The organism is Paenibacillus sp. NPDC057886, from assembly GCF_042796655.1.
Lineage (GTDB): Bacteria > Bacillota > Bacilli > Paenibacillales > Paenibacillaceae > Paenibacillus.
In genome coordinates, this window is sequence record NZ_JBHVMZ010000003.1 from 593,808 (window position 1) to 613,638 (window position 19,831).

The 19,831-nt window shown below is 47.8% G+C and carries 20 protein-coding genes; 17 read left to right on the forward strand and 3 right to left on the reverse strand.

Features of this window, described 5'->3' with window-relative positions:
• The first annotated feature begins 48 nt into the window (after positions 1–48).
• From ACFVQB_RS13310 to ACFVQB_RS13370, 13 genes are all read left to right on the forward strand, one after another.
• Complete coding sequence (locus tag ACFVQB_RS13310; protein ID WP_379439321.1) at positions 49–1,110, forward strand: sulfate ABC transporter substrate-binding protein; 1,062 nt, start codon at positions 49–51, stop codon at positions 1,108–1,110.
• Positions 1,111–1,333: 223 nt separating this feature from the next.
• Positions 1,334–2,941, forward strand: a complete 1,608-nt coding sequence (locus tag ACFVQB_RS13315) for an ABC transporter substrate-binding protein (protein ID WP_379439324.1) — start codon at positions 1,334–1,336, stop codon at positions 2,939–2,941.
• Positions 2,942–3,346: 405 nt separating this feature from the next.
• Positions 3,347–4,297: an ABC transporter permease gene (locus ACFVQB_RS13320; RefSeq protein ID WP_062326882.1), complete on the forward strand. Its 951-nt coding sequence runs from the start codon at positions 3,347–3,349 to the stop codon at positions 4,295–4,297.
• Between the two features lie 7 nt (positions 4,298–4,304).
• Positions 4,305–5,150 carry an ABC transporter permease gene (locus tag ACFVQB_RS13325; protein ID WP_090894485.1) on the forward strand — a complete coding sequence of 282 codons (846 nt, stop codon included), beginning with the start codon at positions 4,305–4,307 and terminating at the stop codon, positions 5,148–5,150.
• A gap of 265 nt (positions 5,151–5,415) precedes the next feature.
• Positions 5,416–6,441 carry an ABC transporter ATP-binding protein gene (locus ACFVQB_RS13330; protein ID WP_379439329.1) on the forward strand — a complete coding sequence of 342 codons (1,026 nt, stop codon included), beginning with the start codon at positions 5,416–5,418 and terminating at the stop codon, positions 6,439–6,441.
• A complete protein-coding gene (locus ACFVQB_RS13335; RefSeq protein ID WP_379439332.1) occupies positions 6,438–7,373 on the forward strand; it encodes an ABC transporter ATP-binding protein in 936 nt (311 codons plus the stop codon). The genes ACFVQB_RS13330 and ACFVQB_RS13335 overlap by 4 nt, the downstream gene beginning before the upstream one ends.
• A gap of 56 nt (positions 7,374–7,429) precedes the next feature.
• Complete coding sequence (locus tag ACFVQB_RS13340; protein WP_379439335.1) at positions 7,430–7,876, forward strand: hypothetical protein; 447 nt, start codon at positions 7,430–7,432, stop codon at positions 7,874–7,876.
• A gap of 158 nt (positions 7,877–8,034) precedes the next feature.
• The gene (locus ACFVQB_RS13345; protein ID WP_379439338.1) at positions 8,035–8,814 is read left to right on the forward strand and encodes an MBL fold metallo-hydrolase; all 780 of its coding nucleotides are present in this window, start codon (positions 8,035–8,037) and stop codon (positions 8,812–8,814) included.
• 133 nt (positions 8,815–8,947) lie between these two features.
• Positions 8,948–9,814 carry an RNA polymerase sigma factor gene (locus ACFVQB_RS13350; protein WP_379439341.1) on the forward strand — a complete coding sequence of 289 codons (867 nt, stop codon included), beginning with the start codon at positions 8,948–8,950 and terminating at the stop codon, positions 9,812–9,814.
• Positions 9,815–9,832: 18 nt separating this feature from the next.
• Positions 9,833–10,414 carry an ATP-dependent Clp endopeptidase proteolytic subunit ClpP gene (clpP, locus tag ACFVQB_RS13355; protein WP_379439344.1) on the forward strand — a complete coding sequence of 194 codons (582 nt, stop codon included), beginning with the start codon at positions 9,833–9,835 and terminating at the stop codon, positions 10,412–10,414.
• A 222-nt stretch (positions 10,415–10,636) separates the two neighbouring features.
• Positions 10,637–11,017, forward strand: a complete 381-nt coding sequence (locus ACFVQB_RS13360; protein ID WP_379439759.1) for a GntR family transcriptional regulator — start codon at positions 10,637–10,639, stop codon at positions 11,015–11,017.
• Positions 11,017–11,883, forward strand: coding sequence for an ABC transporter ATP-binding protein (locus tag ACFVQB_RS13365; RefSeq protein WP_379439761.1), 867 nt, complete (start codon positions 11,017–11,019; stop codon positions 11,881–11,883). The genes ACFVQB_RS13360 and ACFVQB_RS13365 overlap by 1 nt, the downstream gene beginning before the upstream one ends.
• A complete protein-coding gene (locus ACFVQB_RS13370; RefSeq protein WP_379439347.1) occupies positions 11,876–12,502 on the forward strand; it encodes an ABC-2 transporter permease in 627 nt (208 codons plus the stop codon). Before ACFVQB_RS13365 ends, ACFVQB_RS13370 begins: the two co-directional genes overlap by 8 nt.
• Positions 12,503–12,679: 177 nt before the next feature.
• On the opposite strand, the gene ACFVQB_RS13375 is transcribed toward ACFVQB_RS13370, so the two are convergent.
• Positions 12,680–14,104 carry an aminotransferase-like domain-containing protein gene (locus ACFVQB_RS13375; RefSeq protein ID WP_379439350.1) on the reverse strand — a complete coding sequence of 475 codons (1,425 nt, stop codon included), beginning with the start codon at positions 14,102–14,104 and terminating at the stop codon, positions 12,680–12,682.
• Between the two features lie 120 nt (positions 14,105–14,224).
• On the opposite strand from ACFVQB_RS13375, the gene ACFVQB_RS13380 reads away from it, so the two are divergent.
• Together ACFVQB_RS13380 and ACFVQB_RS13385 are read left to right on the forward strand one after the other, a co-directional pair.
• Complete coding sequence (locus ACFVQB_RS13380) at positions 14,225–15,163, forward strand: DMT family transporter (protein WP_379439352.1); 939 nt, start codon at positions 14,225–14,227, stop codon at positions 15,161–15,163.
• A gap of 40 nt (positions 15,164–15,203) precedes the next feature.
• Complete coding sequence (locus ACFVQB_RS13385) at positions 15,204–15,452, forward strand: hypothetical protein (protein WP_379439421.1); 249 nt, start codon at positions 15,204–15,206, stop codon at positions 15,450–15,452.
• A gap of 163 nt (positions 15,453–15,615) precedes the next feature.
• Here the strand turns inward: ACFVQB_RS13385 and ACFVQB_RS13390 are convergent, their stop codons facing one another.
• Together ACFVQB_RS13390 and lplA are read right to left on the reverse strand one after the other, a co-directional pair.
• Positions 15,616–16,419 (reverse strand): Cof-type HAD-IIB family hydrolase, encoded by an 804-nt coding sequence (locus tag ACFVQB_RS13390; RefSeq protein WP_379439424.1) that lies wholly within the window; start codon positions 16,417–16,419, stop codon positions 15,616–15,618.
• 238 nt (positions 16,420–16,657) lie between these two features.
• Complete coding sequence (gene lplA, locus ACFVQB_RS13395) at positions 16,658–17,659, reverse strand: lipoate--protein ligase (protein ID WP_379439426.1); 1,002 nt, start codon at positions 17,657–17,659, stop codon at positions 16,658–16,660.
• Between the two features lie 211 nt (positions 17,660–17,870).
• On the opposite strand from lplA, the gene cobD reads away from it, so the two are divergent.
• Together cobD and ACFVQB_RS13405 are read left to right on the forward strand one after the other, a co-directional pair.
• Positions 17,871–19,019, forward strand: coding sequence for a threonine-phosphate decarboxylase CobD (gene cobD, locus ACFVQB_RS13400; RefSeq protein ID WP_379439429.1), 1,149 nt, complete (start codon positions 17,871–17,873; stop codon positions 19,017–19,019).
• A complete protein-coding gene (locus ACFVQB_RS13405) occupies positions 19,000–19,818 on the forward strand; it encodes an adenosylcobinamide amidohydrolase (RefSeq protein WP_379439431.1) in 819 nt (272 codons plus the stop codon). The genes cobD and ACFVQB_RS13405 overlap by 20 nt, the downstream gene beginning before the upstream one ends.
• The last annotated feature ends 13 nt before the right edge of the window (positions 19,819–19,831 follow it).

The window sequence follows — 19,831 nt, forward strand, 5'->3', positions numbered from 1 at the left end:
ATCAATTGTTCCAGAAATGTTCTAGAATTTTGGAGAGAGGTGCTGCCCATGCAGACGAGGAAGAAGAAAATCAACCCTATATATGTTGTCCTCATGCTTCTGCTCGTCTGCATGACCGTTGGATGCAGCAAGCAGGAGGATGCGAACGGACAGAACGGAACCTCGACAGACGACCAATCCAATACATTGGTTATCGGTGCTTACAGTGTAGCCAAAGACGCCGTCGGAGAATTATTGCCCAAATTCCAGGAGGAATGGAAAGCCAAGACTGGGCAGACCGTTCACTTTCAAGAATCCTATGAAGCTTCCGGCACACAAGCGAGAGCCATTGTTGGTGGATTCGAAGCTGATGTTGCGCTTCTCGCGATGGAAAGTGATATCGATAAGCTGGTTAAAGCCGATCTGGTCAGCTCCAATTGGAAACAGGCGCCGAATGATGGCATGATTACCCGCTCGATTGTTGTTCTGGGTACAAGAGCAGGCAACCCGCTGGGTATTCGTGATTTTGATGATTTGACCAAGCCGGGTGTTAAGGTGCTTTATCCTAATCCCAAGACGTCAGGCGGAGCGCAGTGGGACATTAATGCCATCTATGGTGCGGGATTGAAGTTATCTGAGGCACAAGGCAAGAAAGATCCAGCCGTGGCCAAAGCCTTTTTGGAAAAAGTGCATGAGAATGTCGAGTCATTGGATAAGAGTGGTCGATCCTCCATGGCGGCTTTCGAATATGGCGTGGGTGACGTTATCGTTACGTATGAAAATGAATTGCTTGCCCGGATTGCCAAGGGCGTAAATTATGACATCGTGGTTCCCAAAAACACGATCCTGATTGAAAATCCGGCGGTTGTCGTGGACAAATATGCGGATAAGCATGGAAATCGTGAATTGGCGGAGGCCTTTGTAGCCTATCTAAGTACGCCGGAAGCACAGCGCATTTTTGCCAAGCATGGTTTCCGTTCGGTAGACCCTGAAGTGTTTGCAGAGACGAAGTCCTCGTTCCCAACGCCTGAAGGTCTGTTCGATATTAACTATCTCGGCGGATGGGACAAGGTACGCAGTACACTGTATTCCAAACGAGGCGTATGGTACCAGGTGTTGGCAGGGTTGTAGGCCCGTACGAGTATTATCCTGTTATTAAATTTCAGAAGATCAATGGCGATTCAAACCTTCATTTCACGATACAACGTGAGCTGGAGGTTTTTTGCATTGCTAGTCAAAAATGTTATTTCATTTAAACCCGATAGGTTAAGTTGGAAAAAATCGTTGCAATTTGTCGAATCCTTGCCTATACTATCTAACAGAACGTTAAATTACAGCGAGGGGAAATATCATAATGAAATCGAAAAAAATGTGGCTGTCATTGATGCTGGTTCTGGTTGTGGCAATCATGAGTGCATGCGGAAGCAGCGGTGACGGAACAAGTTCTTCGTCTAATAACGCAGAAAATACAGCGACAACGGATGATGGCCAACCGAAAGATGGCGGAAGCATCATTATTGCCGTTCAGGATGATCCTAAAGTGATGAATCCGATCTACGCGGGTGACCGTGTAACGTTGACGATTGATCAATCCTTATATGCTCCACTGTTTAATGTGAATGATGGTAAAAAAACGTATGTGCTCGCAGAAAGCGACAGCTTCTCTGAGGATCACCTGACGTACACATTGAAGCTGAAAGACGGTCTGAAATGGCATGACGGACAGCCTTTGACAGCGGATGATATTGTGTTCACAATGGATAGCATCCTTGATGAGAAACAGCACAGTTCTTCCCGTAGTCAGTATATTTTTGATGGCAAACCGGTTAAAGTGACCAAGGTCGACGACCTGACGGTGGAATTCAAATTGCCGGAAGTGTCTGCTGCCTTTGAAGGAGCATTGGTTTCCTTCGCTCCAATCCCTAAACACATTTTTGAAGGCGAAGCCGATATTGAGAAAAGCGACAAAAACAACAACCCGATCGGTTCCGGTCCGTTCAAGTTCAAGGAATACCGTCCGGGCGAATACGTAACCCTGGAACGTTTTGATGATTACTTTGCAGGCAAAGCTCATCTGGATAGCGTGACGTATCGTGTAGCGAAAGATCCAAATGCAGCGAACCTGGCTTTGCAAAACGGCGAGATTCAAATGCGTATGGTCGACACACAGGATTACAATAAATTGAACGACACAGGCAAATTCAACATGCTGACTTACCCGGAAGGCCGCTTGCAATATATGGTGTTTAACCTGAATGTGCCTTCGATGCAAAAGAAAGAAGTTCGTCAAGCCATCGCTTATGCTTTGGATAAAAATGAACTGATCACTGCTTCGTATTCCTCAGCTGATTTTGCTGAACCGGCTCCGTCGATTCTGACTCCGGACACGCTGTACCAAACGGATGATGTCGAGAAATACGACTACAACCTGGAAAAAGCAAAACAATTGCTGGCTGATGCAGGCGTAAGCAACCTGAAATTGCGTCTTGCTTACACAAACACCAACAAACCACAAACAAGCCAAGCGCTGTACATTCAGCAAAAGCTGAAAGACGTGGGCATTGAAGTGGAATTGCTGCCGATGGACGGAACGGCTTATGGTAACCGTACACTGGACATGAACAATACAGACTTTGAACTGTCCTTTGGTGGATACATCATGGGTTATGAGCCAGATGCTTATAAATCTCTCTTCCTGAGCGATGCGGCATACAACTACTCCCATTACAAAAATGCCGAATTCGATAAGCTGTGGAATGAAGCAGCCGTTCAAATTGACGAAACTAAACGTGGTGATTTGTACAAACAAATCCAACAAACTGTAGCAAACGAAATGACGGTATACCCAATCGCCTACACGAAAGCTGTAGTGGCTGTGGATAACACTTACGGCGGCGTTGAAGATGCAAATCCGAAACCAGTCGTTATGCTTGAAGATCTGTCCAAAATCTATAAAAAATAATCATATAGAATGAACGTATTGTTTGAACCTTCGAGATTCACAAAGAACGTAGAGGGCAGAAAAAATCTGGAGAAACGAAGTGTTCGCCTAAAGGCTTTCTGAAAGAAAGCCACTTCGGAAGCATATGCTATCACTGGATTTCTTCCTACTATATATGTTCAACTAAACATATACACCATAACGGAGAGGACAGAAATAACCTGAAGAAGCAAAGCGTTCGCCTTTATCCCCAGATTTCCCCTTTTTATAAAGGAATCAAAGAAATCTGGGGGTAACAGCGATCGGAAGATTGTTCTGCCATCGGAGTGGCCGATGTGAATCCTTGGTTCAATCCACATGCGTTCATTCTATATAACAAGCCAATAACGCCGGCCGCGAGGCCGGCGTTGATTCGGAGGTGCCCATGTGAACAACTATATTGTCCGAAGGATCGCACAAGCGATCCCTCTTCTTTTTGTAATCTCCATCGTATCGTTCACCTTGATCAAGCTGGCGCCGGGAGATCCGGTGCTTTCCTTTGTTACCCCGAATATGGGGGCAGAAGATGTGGAGCGTATTCGGCAAAACCTCGGACTTGATCAACCGATGTACGTACAATATGTCGTATGGCTCAAAAATGTACTGTCTGGCGACCTTGGTTATTCATTGGTAAACCATCGCCCGGTTGCCGAAATGATTATTGAACGATTGCCCGCTACATTTGGATTGATGGGGGCATCGCTATTATTGTCTTTATTGATTTCCATTCCGCTTAGTATGATCGCGGGTTCGCGTCAGAACAGCCTGTTTGACCGTGGACTCAGCCTGATTTCGTATATCGGGATATCGATTCCAAGCTTCTGGTTCGGTATGATGCTGATCTATTTCTTTGCAGTAGAGCTGCACTGGTTGCCAAGCATGGGTATGCGAACGGTGGGTATGGACTCCGCATGGGATATTATCAAACACGGCATTTTGCCGTGTACAGTATTGACCTTCATGAATGTGTCCGTGTACATGCGCTATATCCGTTCGAATACGATCAGTCAATTGGAAGAGGACTATGTTCAAATCCAGTATGCCTATGGCGCAACCAAAGGAACGGTACTGCTTCGTCATGTGCTCAAAAATGTACTGCTGCCTGTAATCACCATTCTCGGTATGTCTTTGCCGGAGCTGATTGCGGGAGCGTTTATTACGGAATCCGTTTTCTCATGGCCGGGAATGGGATCTCTGGGGATTTCGGCCGTTCACGGCTTGGATTATCCGATTATTATGGGCATTACGATGATGTCCTCTGTGCTGCTGGTTGTCGGAAACCTGGTAGCTGATATCTTATATGGCGTGGTAGATCCACGAATCAAGACAACGGGGTGAGACAAAAATGAATTCAATGCGCTGGCGTAATTTACGGACGCAGTTAAGGCAGCAGAAACTGGGCCTTGCGGCTGTCATCATATTGGGCATCTTTGTGCTCGCATCCCTGTTTGCGTTTCTGTCTCCACATGATCCTAATGAAATTGTAGTGATGGAGCGGCTTCAACAGCCGAGTGCAGATCACTGGTTTGGTACGGATGATTACGGACGGGATTATTTGGCCCGGGCGTTGTACGGGGGGCGGGTGTCTCTTGCCGTAGGTTTCCTGTCTATGGCGATCGCCGTTATTGTGGGAACACTTGTCGGTACGGTTAGTGGTTATTTTGGCGGCTGGGTGGATAATACGTTGATGCGTATTGTTGACGTGCTCATGTCGATTCCATCCTTCTTCCTGATGCTGATCCTGAACGCATATCTTAAGCCGGGGATCGGTACGATTATTGTCATTATCGGGGTGCTAAGCTGGATGAATATTGCCCGGATTGTCAGGGCTGAGGCGATGTCGGTCAAGCAGCGGGAATACGTGCTGTATGCGCGTGTATCGGGTCAAAAGCCTGGCCGAATCATCATGAAGCACATCATTCCCAACATTATTCCAACCATTATTGTCGCAGCAACCATCAACATCGCGAGTGCGATTCTGATGGAATCGTCGCTAAGCTTCCTCGGACTGGGTGTTAAACAGCCGAATTCTTCTTGGGGCAGCATGTTGAATGATGCACAGGGCTTTATTAGTGAAGCGCCATATATGGCGATTTTCCCGGGACTGTTTATTTTGCTGACGGTGCTATCATTTAACTTCCTGGGGGATGTGTTCCGCGTAGCCTTCGAGCCTAAAGCGAACAAGCGATAAATGATTTTCGACTAAATATAGGCTCAACTAAACTTTTTACACGAGAACGGAGAAGACAGAAATAACCTGAAGAAGCGAAGCTAAAAGCTTTCTGAAAGAAAGCTACATCGAAAGCATATGCTTCGCCTTTATCACCGGATTTTCCCCTTACGAAAAGGGAATCAAAAAAATCTGGGGATAACAGCGATCGGAAGGTTGTTCTGTCTTTGGAGTGGCTAGTGTAAATATTCTTTGGTTGAACTTACACAGCGGGGTGAATACAACAATGACAGATTTATTATCGGTCAAACAACTGAAAACGTCCTTTGCAACCCGGGAAGGTGAGGTACAGTCCGTCCGGGGTGTGAGTTTTACGTTAAAAGAAGGCGAAGTGGTTGGACTGGTCGGCGAGTCCGGCAGTGGCAAAAGTGTAACCGCCCGTTCGCTGATCCGACTGATCCAGCCGCCGGGCCAAATTACGGATGGTCAGATTCTGTTCCGTGGAGAGGATCTGCTGACCAAGTCGGATAAGGAGCTGCGCAAAATCCGGGGCAACCGCATCTCGATGATTTTCCAGGACCCGATGACATCACTTAATCCAGTGGTTCGAGTAGGCAAACAGATGACAGAGGTCATTCGTCGTCACCGGAAAATGGACAAGTCGGCAGCACGCAAGGAAGCGATTGAGTTGCTGCGGCAAGTCGGCATTCCTTCTCCGGAAGAACGGATTGACCAATACCCACATGAGTTCAGCGGAGGCATGAGACAGCGGGTAATGATTGCCATGGCCCTGTCCTGCAAGCCGGAGTTATTGATCGCCGATGAACCGACGACAGCGCTGGATGTGACCATTCAGGCACAGATTTTGCAGCTAATGCAGGAGCTGAAAGAGTCTACGCAGACGTCCATTCTGATGATTACGCATGACCTTGGTGTCGTTGCTCAGGTCTGTACCCGAGTGATTGTGATGTACGGTGGACTCATTATGGAAGAAGGGCCAGTGGAGCGCATTTTCGCTCATCCACAGCATCCGTATACTCAGGGATTGCTGCGCTCCATTCCGAAGCCCGGCGAGGAAGGTGGACGCCAGCGACTGGCAACCATTGAAGGTACACCTCCCAATCTGCTTCATCCGCCAACCGGATGTCCGTTTATGGAACGTTGCCCACACGCCATGGAGGTATGCAAGCAGATGCCTGCGTATACCGAGACTGCACCCGGTCATCGAGCGCTATGCTGGTTGCTGGACGATCAAGGTCGGGAACAACATCAAGTACAAACAGGAGCATCGTCAGAGGAGGTGGAGCAATGAGTACAGGAACCGATCAGCGTGAAGTGCTGCTGGACGTGCGTGGCTTGAAAAAACATTTTCCGGTACGTGGTGCTGGCAAAGGCAAAGACGTCGTGAAAGCCGTGGATAACGTCAGTTTTCATATTCACAAGGGAGAAACGTTCGGACTGGTCGGTGAATCCGGCTGTGGCAAATCAACGACTGGACGCAGCATCGTAAGACTTTATGATGTGACGGACGGAAGCATTATGTTTGGCGGACAGGACGTTGCGAAGATGAATGAACGCCAGTTGAAGCCATTTCGCAAACGGATGCAGACGATTTTTCAGGACCCCTATTCTTCACTAAATCCGGGTATGAATGTCCTGCAGATTATTAGTGAACCCATGGAAATTCATAATTATGCTTCCAAGGCAGAGATGAAGGGGCGGGCGCTTGACCTGATGAACCGTGTGGGCCTGAAGCCAGAGCACGCGGAGCGTTATCCACATGAATTCAGTGGAGGGCAGCGTCAACGGATCAGCATTGCCCGTGCATTGTCGGTGAACCCGGAATTCATTTTGTGTGATGAGCCGTTGTCCGCCCTGGATGTGTCCGTACAGGCACAGGTGGTCAATATGCTTGAAGATTTACAGGCAGAGCTGGGACTGACCTATTTGTTCATTGCCCATGATCTGTCGATGGTACGTCACATCTCGAACCGAATCGGTGTGATGTATCGCGGTAAGCTGGTGGAAGTTGCACCAACGGAAGAACTGTACCGTAATCCGGTACATCCGTATACTCAGGCTTTGCTGGCGGCAATTCCTGTACCTGATCCAACTGTGCGGAACGCAATGCCGCCGGTCTACAGTGGGGATACCAATCCATCCGCTCGGGGACGGGATGAAGAACCGGAGTGGATGGAAGTTTCGCCAGGACACTTTGTATCCGGCTATCGAGACAGGATATAATGGATTAGGAATATCAATGGAATCATGATATATAGTGATAGGAAGGTGTGAGTTGGATGAGCGCTGAGTTTAAGTTGTCCCAAAATACAGCCATTCGGCTGGAACAGGCTCGTAGCAAAGGCATGTCGGATGCAGCTTTGTTGGAAGCGATACAGGCCAAAGATGTTGCTGCTTTTGATGCCGTGTCTGAGGAGCACTACAGATATGATGATCTTTTCTCCTACGCAGACGAGCATGGCGAGAATCTGGAAGGTGCGGTTAAAGACGGCTACCGGATTACCTTTAACACTCGTGGTGGTCTGGGGATTTACTTGGAGAAGTCCTTTGGATTACAGCCGGAGAAAGACTTCACTGTGGGTGAAGGCATCGTAACCGGGTTGAAATTAAGACCGGAGCAGGCAGATGTGCTGGCAAAACGCCTTGCATCAAACTGGGTGATTACCGAATCCAAAGATGTACCTGAGGGCCAAGAGCTGACGTTGAAGCTGCGGGCTTTGGTTTAGTGAAACAACAGACTGTCCCGTTTGCAGTGAATAACTGCGGCGGGATGGTCTTTTTTTTGCAAAAATAGAGGTGGGAGATTACAATTTACATATCATTAATCGGATGGAACATGAATTTGGGATGCATTGCTTCCGGGATAGAGAGGGGACTTTTCATAATGAATCAGCTAACATTTCTGGGAACCGGGGATGCGATGGGTGTTCCGCGGGTGTATTGTGATTGTGACGTTTGCACAGAAGCCCGACTTACGGGGATCAACCACCGCAAACGTGCTGCTGTTTTGATTCATAGTGATGGCGAGCACGAACCTTTCATGATTGACTGCGGACCGGACTGGAGATCACAGATGGAAGACCAGGGGATGCGGATGGTGCAGACGCTGCTGATTACACATGCGCATTTTGATCATATTGGAGGCTTGCCCGAATGGGTAGATGCGTGTCGCTGGTTGGGTGTAAAAGGGCAGTTGTATGCACCGCGGGAGGTGATCGCGACCATCCAAAGTCAATTTCCATGGCTCGGTCGTCATATGAATTTTCTGGAAACGGATGCGGATATCGAGCTTGGTGGATGGAAGGTGCACTCCTGGAAAGTGTGCCACGGTCATAATGGCTATTCGTATGCGTATCGACTGGAACGTGAAGGATACACCTGGGCGTATTGCTCGGATGCCATTGATTTGAAGGCTTCGGAGAAGCAGCCATTGTATGGGCTCGATCTGCTGGTCCTTGGAACGAGCTTTGTTCATGAACTTGCGGAATTCTCCACACGCTCGGTGTACGATATGTTTGAGGCGCAGGAGCTGTTGCAGGATTTAAAGCCGGGTCAGACCTATTTTACACATATGTCTCACGACGTGGATATACGCCAGAATTATGATCTGGATCAGGGGATTACGCTGGCACTTACCGGTCTGAAGGTGGAGTTGGGAGAATAGGACAGCCACCCTAAAAATAAATTCAGAAGAGCGTATCCTTTGCCGGAGGTTCTTCGTTTACATAGTGTAAGGCAATTACAGCAAGTGAATTGAAGCAAGATCAATCAGGAACCAACAAAGGGGGGCCCCAAACATGGCCTTTGTGAAGTCCGTGGATTGCAGAATCAACAGACCACATGATGATAAACAGGTTGAACCATATAGCCATTCCGGTGTTCAAACCGGATATACGTTAGAGCAAACGATTGAAGCTGCGCTTCCGAACCTGCTGGGCTCGTTGTACGCCTACTGCATGTCATTGACTGGTTCAGTCTGGGAGACGGAGGATCTGGTTCAGGATACATGTGTTAAAGCATTATCTTCTTCAGCTACCCGAAGAACGGGAATGACAGAGGACATGAACTGGGAAGCCTATCTCATCCGTGTTGCACGCAACACCTGGATTGACGCCATACGGAAGCGTGAGAACTTGGCAAGCAAATTGGAAAGCATGAAGCCATTTATGCAAGAATTTGAGGAAGAAGAGCGATTCGAGGAAGTCGAGTCGGCTGTTCAGATCCTTGTGGATGAACTGCCACCGTGGCAGCGAGCGATATATATGTTACGTGATTTGATGGGATACACGACAGTAGAGACTGCTGAACTGTTGGACACGACGGAAGGGGCGGTCAAAGCTGCCCTGAGTCGTGCCCGCTCTGCCCTGGCGAAAGTGAGGCACAGCCTGAACGAAACGGATGCTGATCAGACGAATCGTTTGGAAGAGCATCAGCAAAATCGGGAGGAACTGCGCAGTTATTTACTGGCGTTCCGCAGTGGTGATACAGCCCGTTTAATTGATTTATGCCTGAATCAGACCGATGATCCGATGGCTGTGGCGGGAACGATTTTGCAGCAGACTCTGCCGTCTCAATCGATGCAACCAGTGATGTACAGTTATTCAAGCTCCGGTACGAATTCCATGTCGTATGGGGGAGGATATACGGTCAGCATGGTTGCGTAAACCGGGGAGGCAAAATGTATGAACGTGGTACCTTATGTTGTTGAACAGACAGCCCGCGGAGAGCGGAGCTATGATATTTATTCCCGTTTGCTGAAAGATCGGATCATTATGGTATCCGGGGAAATTGAGGATCAGATGGCCAATGCCATCGTGGCCCAGTTGTTGTTTCTGACCGCAGAGGACCCGGATAAGGATATCCAGATGTATATCAACAGTCCTGGTGGTTCCGTGACCGCCGGATTCTCCATCTATGACACGATGCAATTCGTGAAGCCTGATATTTCCACAATCTGCACAGGCATGGCGGCCAGCTTTGGTACGATCCTGCTGGTTGGTGGAACAAAAGGGAAACGGTTAGCGTTGCCGAACAGCGAAATCATGATTCACCAGCCGCTTGGTGGAACGCGGGGTCAGGCCTCGGATATGCTGATTCACGCCAACCGGATTATCCAGCACCGTCAGCGCCTAAATAAGCTGCTTGCCGATCATACGGGACAGCCGATGGAGCGGATCGAAAAGGATACCGATAGAGACTACTTCCTGACCGCTGTAGAAGCTGTCGAGTATGGTCTTGTGGATAATGTGATATCCAGTTCGTAGGAAAAAAGTAACAATACGTGCCAAGAAACACGACTAAAGAAAAACAAGAAAAATGAACAGCAAAGTAGCCCGGAAGGTCATTCGACTTTTCGGGCTACTTTGCTGTCTTGTCTGTATTGGGAAAAAATTGAATGATTATTGACTAAATTCATGTATAGTGTGTATATTATATATATACACTATACATGAATTGAATTGTTGAAACCAGTGAGGTGAGAGAACATTAAAATACTAATATCAAACGCATCAAGCGATCCGATCTACATGCAGATTCTGACCCAGATTAGACAGAGCATTTTAAGCGGGGAACTGGTTGCAGGGGAGAGTCTCCCCTCCATCCGTCAACTTGCGAAGGATCTGCAGGTCAGTGTAATTACAACCAAACGTGTCTATGAAGAACTGGAGAAAGAGAAACTGATTGATTCTGTCGTAGGCAAAGGCTGTTTTGTCTCCGGGGCCAATCAGGAGTTTATTCGGGAACAGCGGCTGAAACGAATCGAAGATAAAATGCTCGATATCCTTCGTGAGAGCAAGGAACTGGGCATGAGTGTTCAGGATGTAGTCAAGCATTTTACGTTGCTAGTGGAGGAGGAACACGCATGATGAACGCAATTGAGTTGCGCAACCTATCGAAAACGTACCCCTTATTCAAGCTGGATCAGATAACTTTGGATGTAAAACAAGGTTATATTACCGGACTTATCGGCCCGAACGGGGCGGGGAAAAGCACACTGATCAGCCTGATTACCGGATTGATTCGTCCTGACTCCGGGAGCATCAGAACATTGGGAAAAGAGATGCCTGCTCAGGAAGTTAACGTTAAAGAGCGCATTGGCATTGTTTCAGATGAATGTTTCTATTATGAGCATCTTACGATACGTGAAATGAAAAGCATGATTGCTCCCTTTTATAAGAAATGGGATGAAAAGCAATTTAACAACTACCTGGAGCAATTCGAATTGTCTCCCAAAAAGAAGATTGAAGAACTGTCCAAAGGCATGAAAATAAAATTTTCACTGGCTATCGCTTTATCTCACGATGCTGAGCTACTTATCATGGATGAGCCTACATCCGGGCTTGATCCTGTGTTTCGGAGAGAACTGCTTGACCTGCTTGCAGATATGATACAGGACGAAACTAGATCCATTATTTTCTCGACTCATATCACGACCGATTTGGAGCGTATAGCAGATTATATTACGTTTATCAATAAAGGAAAGATTGTTTTTAATGAAGCAAAGGATGATGTGCTTGAAAGGTACACTATAGTAAAGGGGGACATGAAGCTGCTTGATGCGGACACGAGAAGGCAATTCGTCGGAATCCGTGAGACAGCGGTTGGTTTTGAAGGCTTGGCAGATAACAGGGCGGAGGCAGAGCGATTATTTGGTAGTCACGCTCTTTTACATAGACCCTCCCTCGAAGACCTTATCTATTTTACGGCCAAGGGGGAACAGCATCATGCTTAACTTGCTTCGCAAAGATTATATCGCTTTGAAAAGCTCGCTATGGTCCATCCTTTTTTATTTTGTTGTATTCAGTGTCGCATTTATCCCCACAGTGGAAATGTCGATGTATTTTGTAGGGATCTATACCGCTTTCGGTTCGATTATGCTTGCAACCATGATTGATATCAAAAACCATAATCATAAATTTCTTGTCACGCTCCCGCTTAGCCGCAGAAATATTGTGCAAGCGAAATATCTGTCTGCCGTTCTCTATACGCTTTTTGGAGTTTTCGCTTCGTCTGGCGCTCACTGGCTTGTTAACTTCCTTTTCCCCGAACTGAACAAGCCCAACTTTTCGGTACTGGACATCCTGATTTCGGTTGGAATGGTGCTGGTTTTAATTTCGATCTATATGCCTCTTTTTTACGCCCTTAGTAAAAAGGGAGCCGGAATAATTAATACGGTATTCATGTTCGTTCTTATTATTTTAGCGCAACCTGTTGCCTCGCTCATGAGTATGGCAGGAGAGAACGGAATGGGTCGTGCTTCGGTTTATATTTTTGTTTCAGTTTGCATTCTTCTGTTGTTCATTGCCTCCTATTTTGTAACGGTTCGTCTGTTTGCAAGGAAGGATCTATAGGATGAATGAAGAAGGATTTCAATAAAAAAATCAGCTTTCTAATTACTTTGACAGTCGAGAACAGCAGCAGCCCAAAAAGTCGCCATACGGCGACTTTTTGTGTTACAGAAGATTTAAAATCTGCAACCTGCCAGACAAGCTATCGTTAATCTGCAAATGCGGATTATTGCAAAAGGATCATTCTTTATGTTTAGCTAGCGCAATCAGTCTGCTCATGCCTTCCCGGATTTGCTGCTCGTGAGCATAGGAGAAGGAGAGACGCAGCTTGCGACTGGCGTTCGCATCGGAAGGATCGAATACCGTTCCCGGCACAAAAGCGACTGAATGTTCCATGCATCGGTGAAGCAAGCGCCCCGTATCTACACCTTCCGGAAGCTCCACCCAAATATTAAGCCCACCTTCGGGCCGGGTCCAAATCCAGTTCGTTTCTTGCAGGCACTGTTCCATCACTTCCATCCGTAGCTGGATGGCGGTACGCAGCTTGGATAGGTGCTGGTGCATACGTGGAGACTGGAAATAACGAAGGAAAAGCTTCTGATTCAGCAGAGGTGATCCGTTATCTGTCAGAGCTTTTACGGCCTGTAATCCTGGCATAAACCGGGGACGGCACATGATTGCGGCAATCCGCAGACCCGGCACGACATATTTGCTGTAGCTGCGAATATAGAGTGTATGCCCTGTAGTATCGTATGTGAAGATCGGCGCAGGAGGTTTTTCCTTGAAATAGATATCATAGGTGCTGTCGTCTTCCACCAGAAAACATCCATACTGTTCCGCCAGCTCAGGTAATTGTTTGCGTTGCTCGGTCGGAATGTTGATGCCCGTAGGGTTTTGGAAGGTCGGCGTCATATAAAATACTCTCGGCTTTTCCTGCTTCATCAGGCGTTCAATCTGTTCCAGATCGTAGCCATCAGGATGAATATCCGTAAAAATCAACTTTGCACCCTGTTTGCGGAAAATTTCCATCGCAGGGCCGTAGGTTGGCCTCTCCATGAGCACACGGTCACCGGGTCTGACGAGACTTCGGGAGATCACATCAATGGCCTGCTGTGCACCAGAAGTAATCAGCACTTCATCGGCCGAGATATAGAAACGTTCCTTCGTCGTCAGATGGCTTGCCAAGGCGCTGCGCAGCTCCAAGTCACCTTGAATCGTGGAGTATGTGCCTAGCAGACGAGGGTATTGATCCAGCAAATCCCGCATCAATTCTCCCCAATATCGGTTTGGCAGCAGGGCGGGGTCGATCAATGATTTGGAAAATTGGTATTCCGCTTCAAGGGATTGCACGCGGGCAAGTGAATCCCAATGCAGCCAAGCAGACACAGCCGGATCATCGGCCTGATCTGTCACGGGAGAAGGGTCAGCAGGACTGACAAAATAGCCGGACTTGTCCTTGACGTAAACGTTTCCCCGTTCCTTTAATTCCTGATAAGCCTTGAAAACGGTGAGACGGTGTACACCGAGCAGCTCGGACAGGCTTCGCACAGACGGCAGTTTCTCGTGTTCTTTCCACTCTCCGGCCTCGATCCGTACAACCAGATAATGTACCACTTGCTCATATAGTTTAAGGCTGTTATCTGTCATCATAATGGCTTTGCCCACCCGGCTCACGCTCCTTTTGAACTCCATTGTAACAGCAAACGGGAACTAACTGTTCTGTTTTATTCATTCTGTTCTGTAGACAGTGCTATATGATGGAGAACAGATGAAGGAGGGGCTAGCATGGTTGCAGTAGCATTTACCGTAATGTGTCTTATTTTTGGAACAACGTTTCTAGCGATTAAAATTGGCGTGGAGGCAGGCATGCCGCCTTTTCTGTCGGCCGGACTACGCTTTATCATTGCAGGGGCTCTAATGTTTGCATGGATGTGGATGAAAGGAAAAGTGAACCTGTCTTTACTGTGGCGGAAAGAGATGCTCTTGACGGGGGCAGGATTGACGTTCGGGACCTTTGCGACCTTATATTGGGCTGAACAATATGTGAGCTCGGGTGTTGGTGCGATTCTGTCAGCAACAGGTCCGCTGATGATTATGGTGATGCAGACAGTGTTGTTACGCCAAAAAACGTCTGCACGCATGATTGCAGGCTGTCTGATCGGTTTTGCTGGTGTTATCCTCGTCATGTTGCCGGGTGTATCCATTGGTGGAAATTCCTTGTGGTTATGGGGCTGCATTGCCGTATTAGTGGGTGAAGTCTGTTATTCGGCAGGTGCGTTGTACTCCAAAAAGGTCATTAATCAGTTTAAGGAGGCTAATCCTGTAGCGATCAATGCAGTGCAAATGATGTACGGAGGATTGCTGTTATCCGCGCTTTCGGCGGTGACGGAATCATGGAACACTACTGGACTGGATTGGATGCCAGCAGTATCATCCCTGATTTATCTGACGGTAATCGGTTCGATGGTCGGTCACAGCTTGTTCTACTGGATCATGTCTCGTACCAACCCGTTATTCCCGGCGACCTGGCTATACATCTCCCCTCCGATTGCGGTCGGGCTTGGGGCGATTCTTTACAATGAACATGTTAGCTGGATTACCTGGTTGGGCGTGGCGCTGATCGTTTCAGGTTTGCTGGCGATGAATGAGAAAGTGATGGGATGGCTGAAAAAGGGAAAACGCACAACTCCATTGGGCCAGACTTCCAAATCCATGGTAAAATAGGGAATATATATTTTACGCAGGAATGAGGCGAGACATCCATTTGAATAGACAGGGAATCGGTGCTGTTTTATTGTTTGCGGGAATCGTGCTCTATGGCATAATCCATATTGGGACCATTATGCATTTACCGGATGTAACGATTTGGTCAACTCAGTGGGGCCGTTATCTGCAAGCTGCTTTTGAAACGGGTGGCATCATTGGACTTGTCTTGGCTATTCTTTTATTCATTATAGGCGTACCGCTCCTGCTTCCTAGGCCAATAGCCATCCAAAGGGAGAGTAATGAATGAGATCAGTGAGCGGAATCGTGAATTTGACGAGAAGTATGGTAATCAGAATAATTAACAGTTTGATCAGGAACAGCCCTGGCACAAGCGATTCATCACTGTGCAGGGCTGTTTCATTGTATTTTACAATAACACGTTTTAATTGGAACACGACTTTTCTTAAAAGCTACTCCGCGTTCAGCACAAACTTCTCAATCACTTGCTTCACGCCGTCTTCGTTATTGCTCGCGGTAATGTAATCTGCCAACTCTTTCAGAGCAGGGATGGCATTCCCCATCGCTACACCAAGACCAGCAACTTCCAGCATCTCATGGTCATTCCAGGAATCCCCGATGGCAATGCACTCGCTCAATTGGTGACCGAAGTGATCTGCCAAGAATGTTAGTGCATGGCCTTTCGTTCCCTCGTAGTGCATGATCTCAAGGAAGTATGGCTTGGACTTAGTGATGTGTACTTCAGGTCCGAGCAATTCACGCAGGGCAACGGCAACCTCGTCGAGGTAATCCGGCTCATCGATGATGAGCAGTTTCGGTGTTTTTTGCTCAATGACTTTGATGAAATCCGGTTCAATGTGGTACTGAGTACCATTCAGTTTAGCGTAGTCACGCAGCTTGTCGTTTTCTTCACGGGCATACAGCTTGTCGTCAATGTACGTTTGCAGGTGCAGATTATGCTCCAGGCAGTAGTCGTACAATTTGCGGGAAGCGTCCTGTGGAACGTAGCGCTCGTAGAGTACTTTTTCGTCCAGCAAGTTTTTCACCAAAGCGCCTTGATACGTAATGATTGGCACGTTCAGCTTCGTTTGGCGAGCGAGTGCTTGGGCAGAAGCATAGGCACGTCCAGTTGCCAATGTTACAACGACACCATGAGCTACCGCCTGTTCCAGGGCAGTCTGTGTTGCAGGCGTTACTTCCTTGTTATCGTTAATCAGGGTATCATCAATATCGATTGCGATTAATTTGTAGGTCATCTAGTTTCTCTCCCTTTTATCTGTATCTATACCCGACTTAATCTATATCAGTTCAACTAAACTTTTTACACGAGAACGGAGAGGACAGAAAAAACCTGAAGAAGCGGAGCGTTCGCCTTTATCACCGGATTTTCCCTTTAAAGAAGGGAATCAAAAAAATCTGGGGATAACAGCGATCGGAAGGTTATTCTGTCATCGGAGTGGCAGGTGTAAACTTTCTTGGGTTGAACTTATATACCTACTCCTCCAGGAAAATGAGGCCAATAAAGTCCTCCAGCTCCAGGTTGCCGAAGTAATGTTTTACATCCAGACCCTCAAGTGCAGTACGCACCTCAGATTCCTCGTAACGCTTGCCACGCAGCATGTCTTCGATATCCGCCACATCGCCTACACCGAAGAAGTCACCAAAGATTTTGATATCTTCAATCCGTCCATCCTTAATGTTCATGCGCAGATCGATGATGCCGACAGGGAATTTACGTGTATGCTTCACATTGCTTTCCGGGGAAAGCCCGTAGTTCCAGTCCCAATTGTTATAACGCTCGGCAGAGATTTTGTTAATTTTGTCCCAGTCTTTCTCTGTGAGTTCATATTGAGGAACGTCTTGTGGCTCCATGCGGAAAATATGACGGAGCAGCTCGTCCCGGAATTGTTCAATGGTCAGATTGCTGTCAATCAGATCACGAATATTCGCCACACGACTGCGCACGGATTTGGTGCTCTTGGACTTGAACTTCTCCGGATTAACGTTGAGTGAAGCCTGGACGTGGTCGAGGTTCAGGTTAAACATCAATGTGCCGTGACTGAACATGCGGCCCCGTGTAGAGAATTGAGCATTGCCCGAAATTTTCTTTTCTCCGACTTGCAGATCGTTACGTCCCGTTAGTTCGGCATTGACACCAAGCTCTTGCAGTGCCTCAACCACAGGCTGTGTGAATTTGCGGAAGTTATGGAAGGATTGTCCGTCATCCTTGGTAATAAAGCTGAAATTGAGGTTGCCCAGATCGTGATAAACGGCTCCGCCTCCCGAAAGACGACGTACGACTTGAACACCGTTATCCTGAACATACTCAATGTTGATCTCTTCAATGGTATTCTGGTGTTTTCCGATAATAATGGACGGGCGGTTGATGTAAAACAGCAAATAACTGTCATCCATCGGCAGATGCTTCAGAATGTATTCCTCAATGGCGAGGTTTACAGAAGGATCTGTAATGCCCTGGTTATCAACAAACAGCATGGTCATTCCTCCATTAATGTATGTGAGGGATGTATATCCCTTATGTAGTGATGCTTTACGGAATCGAAATTCCATCTCTATTGTAAACGAATTGTCGATGGGACACAAAGGAATTGAAGCCACAAAGGGCTTAAATAGCCAAAACAGGATTGACCCCTGCCTGCCACGACATCCATAATAAAAAGGACATGCAGAAAGGATGACGGACAGGATGACCGGTTTAATTGAAGTTTTCGGACATGGCGGTGATGTGGAGACAGCCGCGGCACGTTTTGGAGGGAATCCTGCGGATTTCCTCGATTTTAGCGCAAACATTAATCCTCTGGGTCCTCCTCGGGAAGTGCTGGAGGCTTTGGAACAAGGATTGCATACGGTACTTCGTTACCCCGATCCGGGTCATCGGGCGTTCAAAATGTTGCTCAGTGACCGACTGGGTTTAACCCCGGATCACATATCTGTGGGTAACGGGGCGGCAGAAAGCATGGCTCTAATCCTACTTGGACTCGCGCCGCGTAGAGTAGGTACAGTAGAGCCCGGTTTTTCGGAGTACAGTGCATTATCCAGACAATTTGGAGCAGAAGTCCATCATGTTCAAGGACGGGAAGAACTGGACTGGCGAGCAGAACCGGAGGATATTGAAAAGCTGATGGAGCGGGTGGACCTGCTTTTCCTTGGACAGCCCAATAACCCCAATGGGGTACAGTATCCGGTGGACGTTCTGCAACGGCTTGCTCGTAAAGCAGAGACAGCAGGCACGATATTGGTTGTCGATGAGGCATTTATCGATTTTATTCCTGAATCAGAGCGGCAATCGCTTGCGCCCAGATTGAAAGAGTATCCGCAAGTGATCATCATTCGCTCGATGACCAAGTTTTATGCGATTCCAGGCCTGCGTCTGGGTTATGCGATGGGTCGTCCCGAATGGATTCGTGCCATGACAGAGAAACAGGTCCCCTGGAGTGTGAATGGACTGGCGCTGATTGCAGGAGAGGCCTGTCTGCGCAGCGGGGAGGATTTTGAACAGGAGACAATGGCACTGGTGTCACACGAGCGAAAGAGATTAACGGAAGACTTGGAGGTTTTGGGATGTCAGGTGACGCGAGGAGAAGCCAACTTTATATTGGTAGCTCTCCCAGAACCGTGGACAGCGACATCCATGCAGGCAGCTCTCGGTGAACGAGGTATACTGATCCGAAGCTGCGCAATGTATCCCGGACTTGGGGAACGGCATGTACGTTTTGCGGTCAAGGACGCGGAGGCTAACGGACGTTTGCTGGAAACAATGGGAAATGTAATTGAGCCTAATCCGACAACCAGATTAGAGGCAGGGGGACAAAGCGATGGCACTGCCATTCTATAATTATTACTCCCGTTTACAACAGGACCAGAACGAATACAGATCTTCTGTGTGGCCGGGATTATACGTCTCTGCACATGAACGGCATATTAAAGCGTCCAGCCCCGCTGTTGTAACAGCACTTTCCAGTGCCGTGTATGGAGGCGGCATGATTGAACTGGACCGTATATTCAACATATATGTGGACAAACATTATCGCTGTGACGATCCACCACGTGATATTGCCGATCTGTTGATTGAATGGCAGGAGCAGCAGGAACAATGTGCCGGTCTTCTGACTGCGGTTCGATTGGAGCACACAGCCATCCAGGAATACGAAAGCGATGAGTTTGGATTACTTTGCTGTACTACAGCAGGTGTATCCAATGCTGCGCGGGCAGGTTCTGCAAGAACCGTGTTCGATGCTGCGGGGAATGAGATTCGCAATGAGATTGTGTCTCAGAAACCTGGGAAGGTTTCGGCTTCAACCTATACTCCGGGTACAATCAATATCATGTTGTGGATGAATGGACGTATGACAGCTGGAGCGATGGTGAATGCCATTCAGACCGCGGTAGAGGCGAAGGCTGCTGCGTTGGCTGATTTCGGTGTGGTGGATTCAGAGAATGGTCTGACCGCAACCGGAACAACAACGGATGCCATCGTACTCGCGGTAAGCCAGGCTGGAGTAAATAAACCGCTCATCAGTTATGCCGGGACGGCTACGGTCATGGGTGCAGCTATCGGCAGGCTGGTGTATGACACAATAACGGAAAGCCTGCAAGCCGCGCAGGAGTGGAAAGAGAGGAATAACAAGCAATGACATCTCTGCTGCA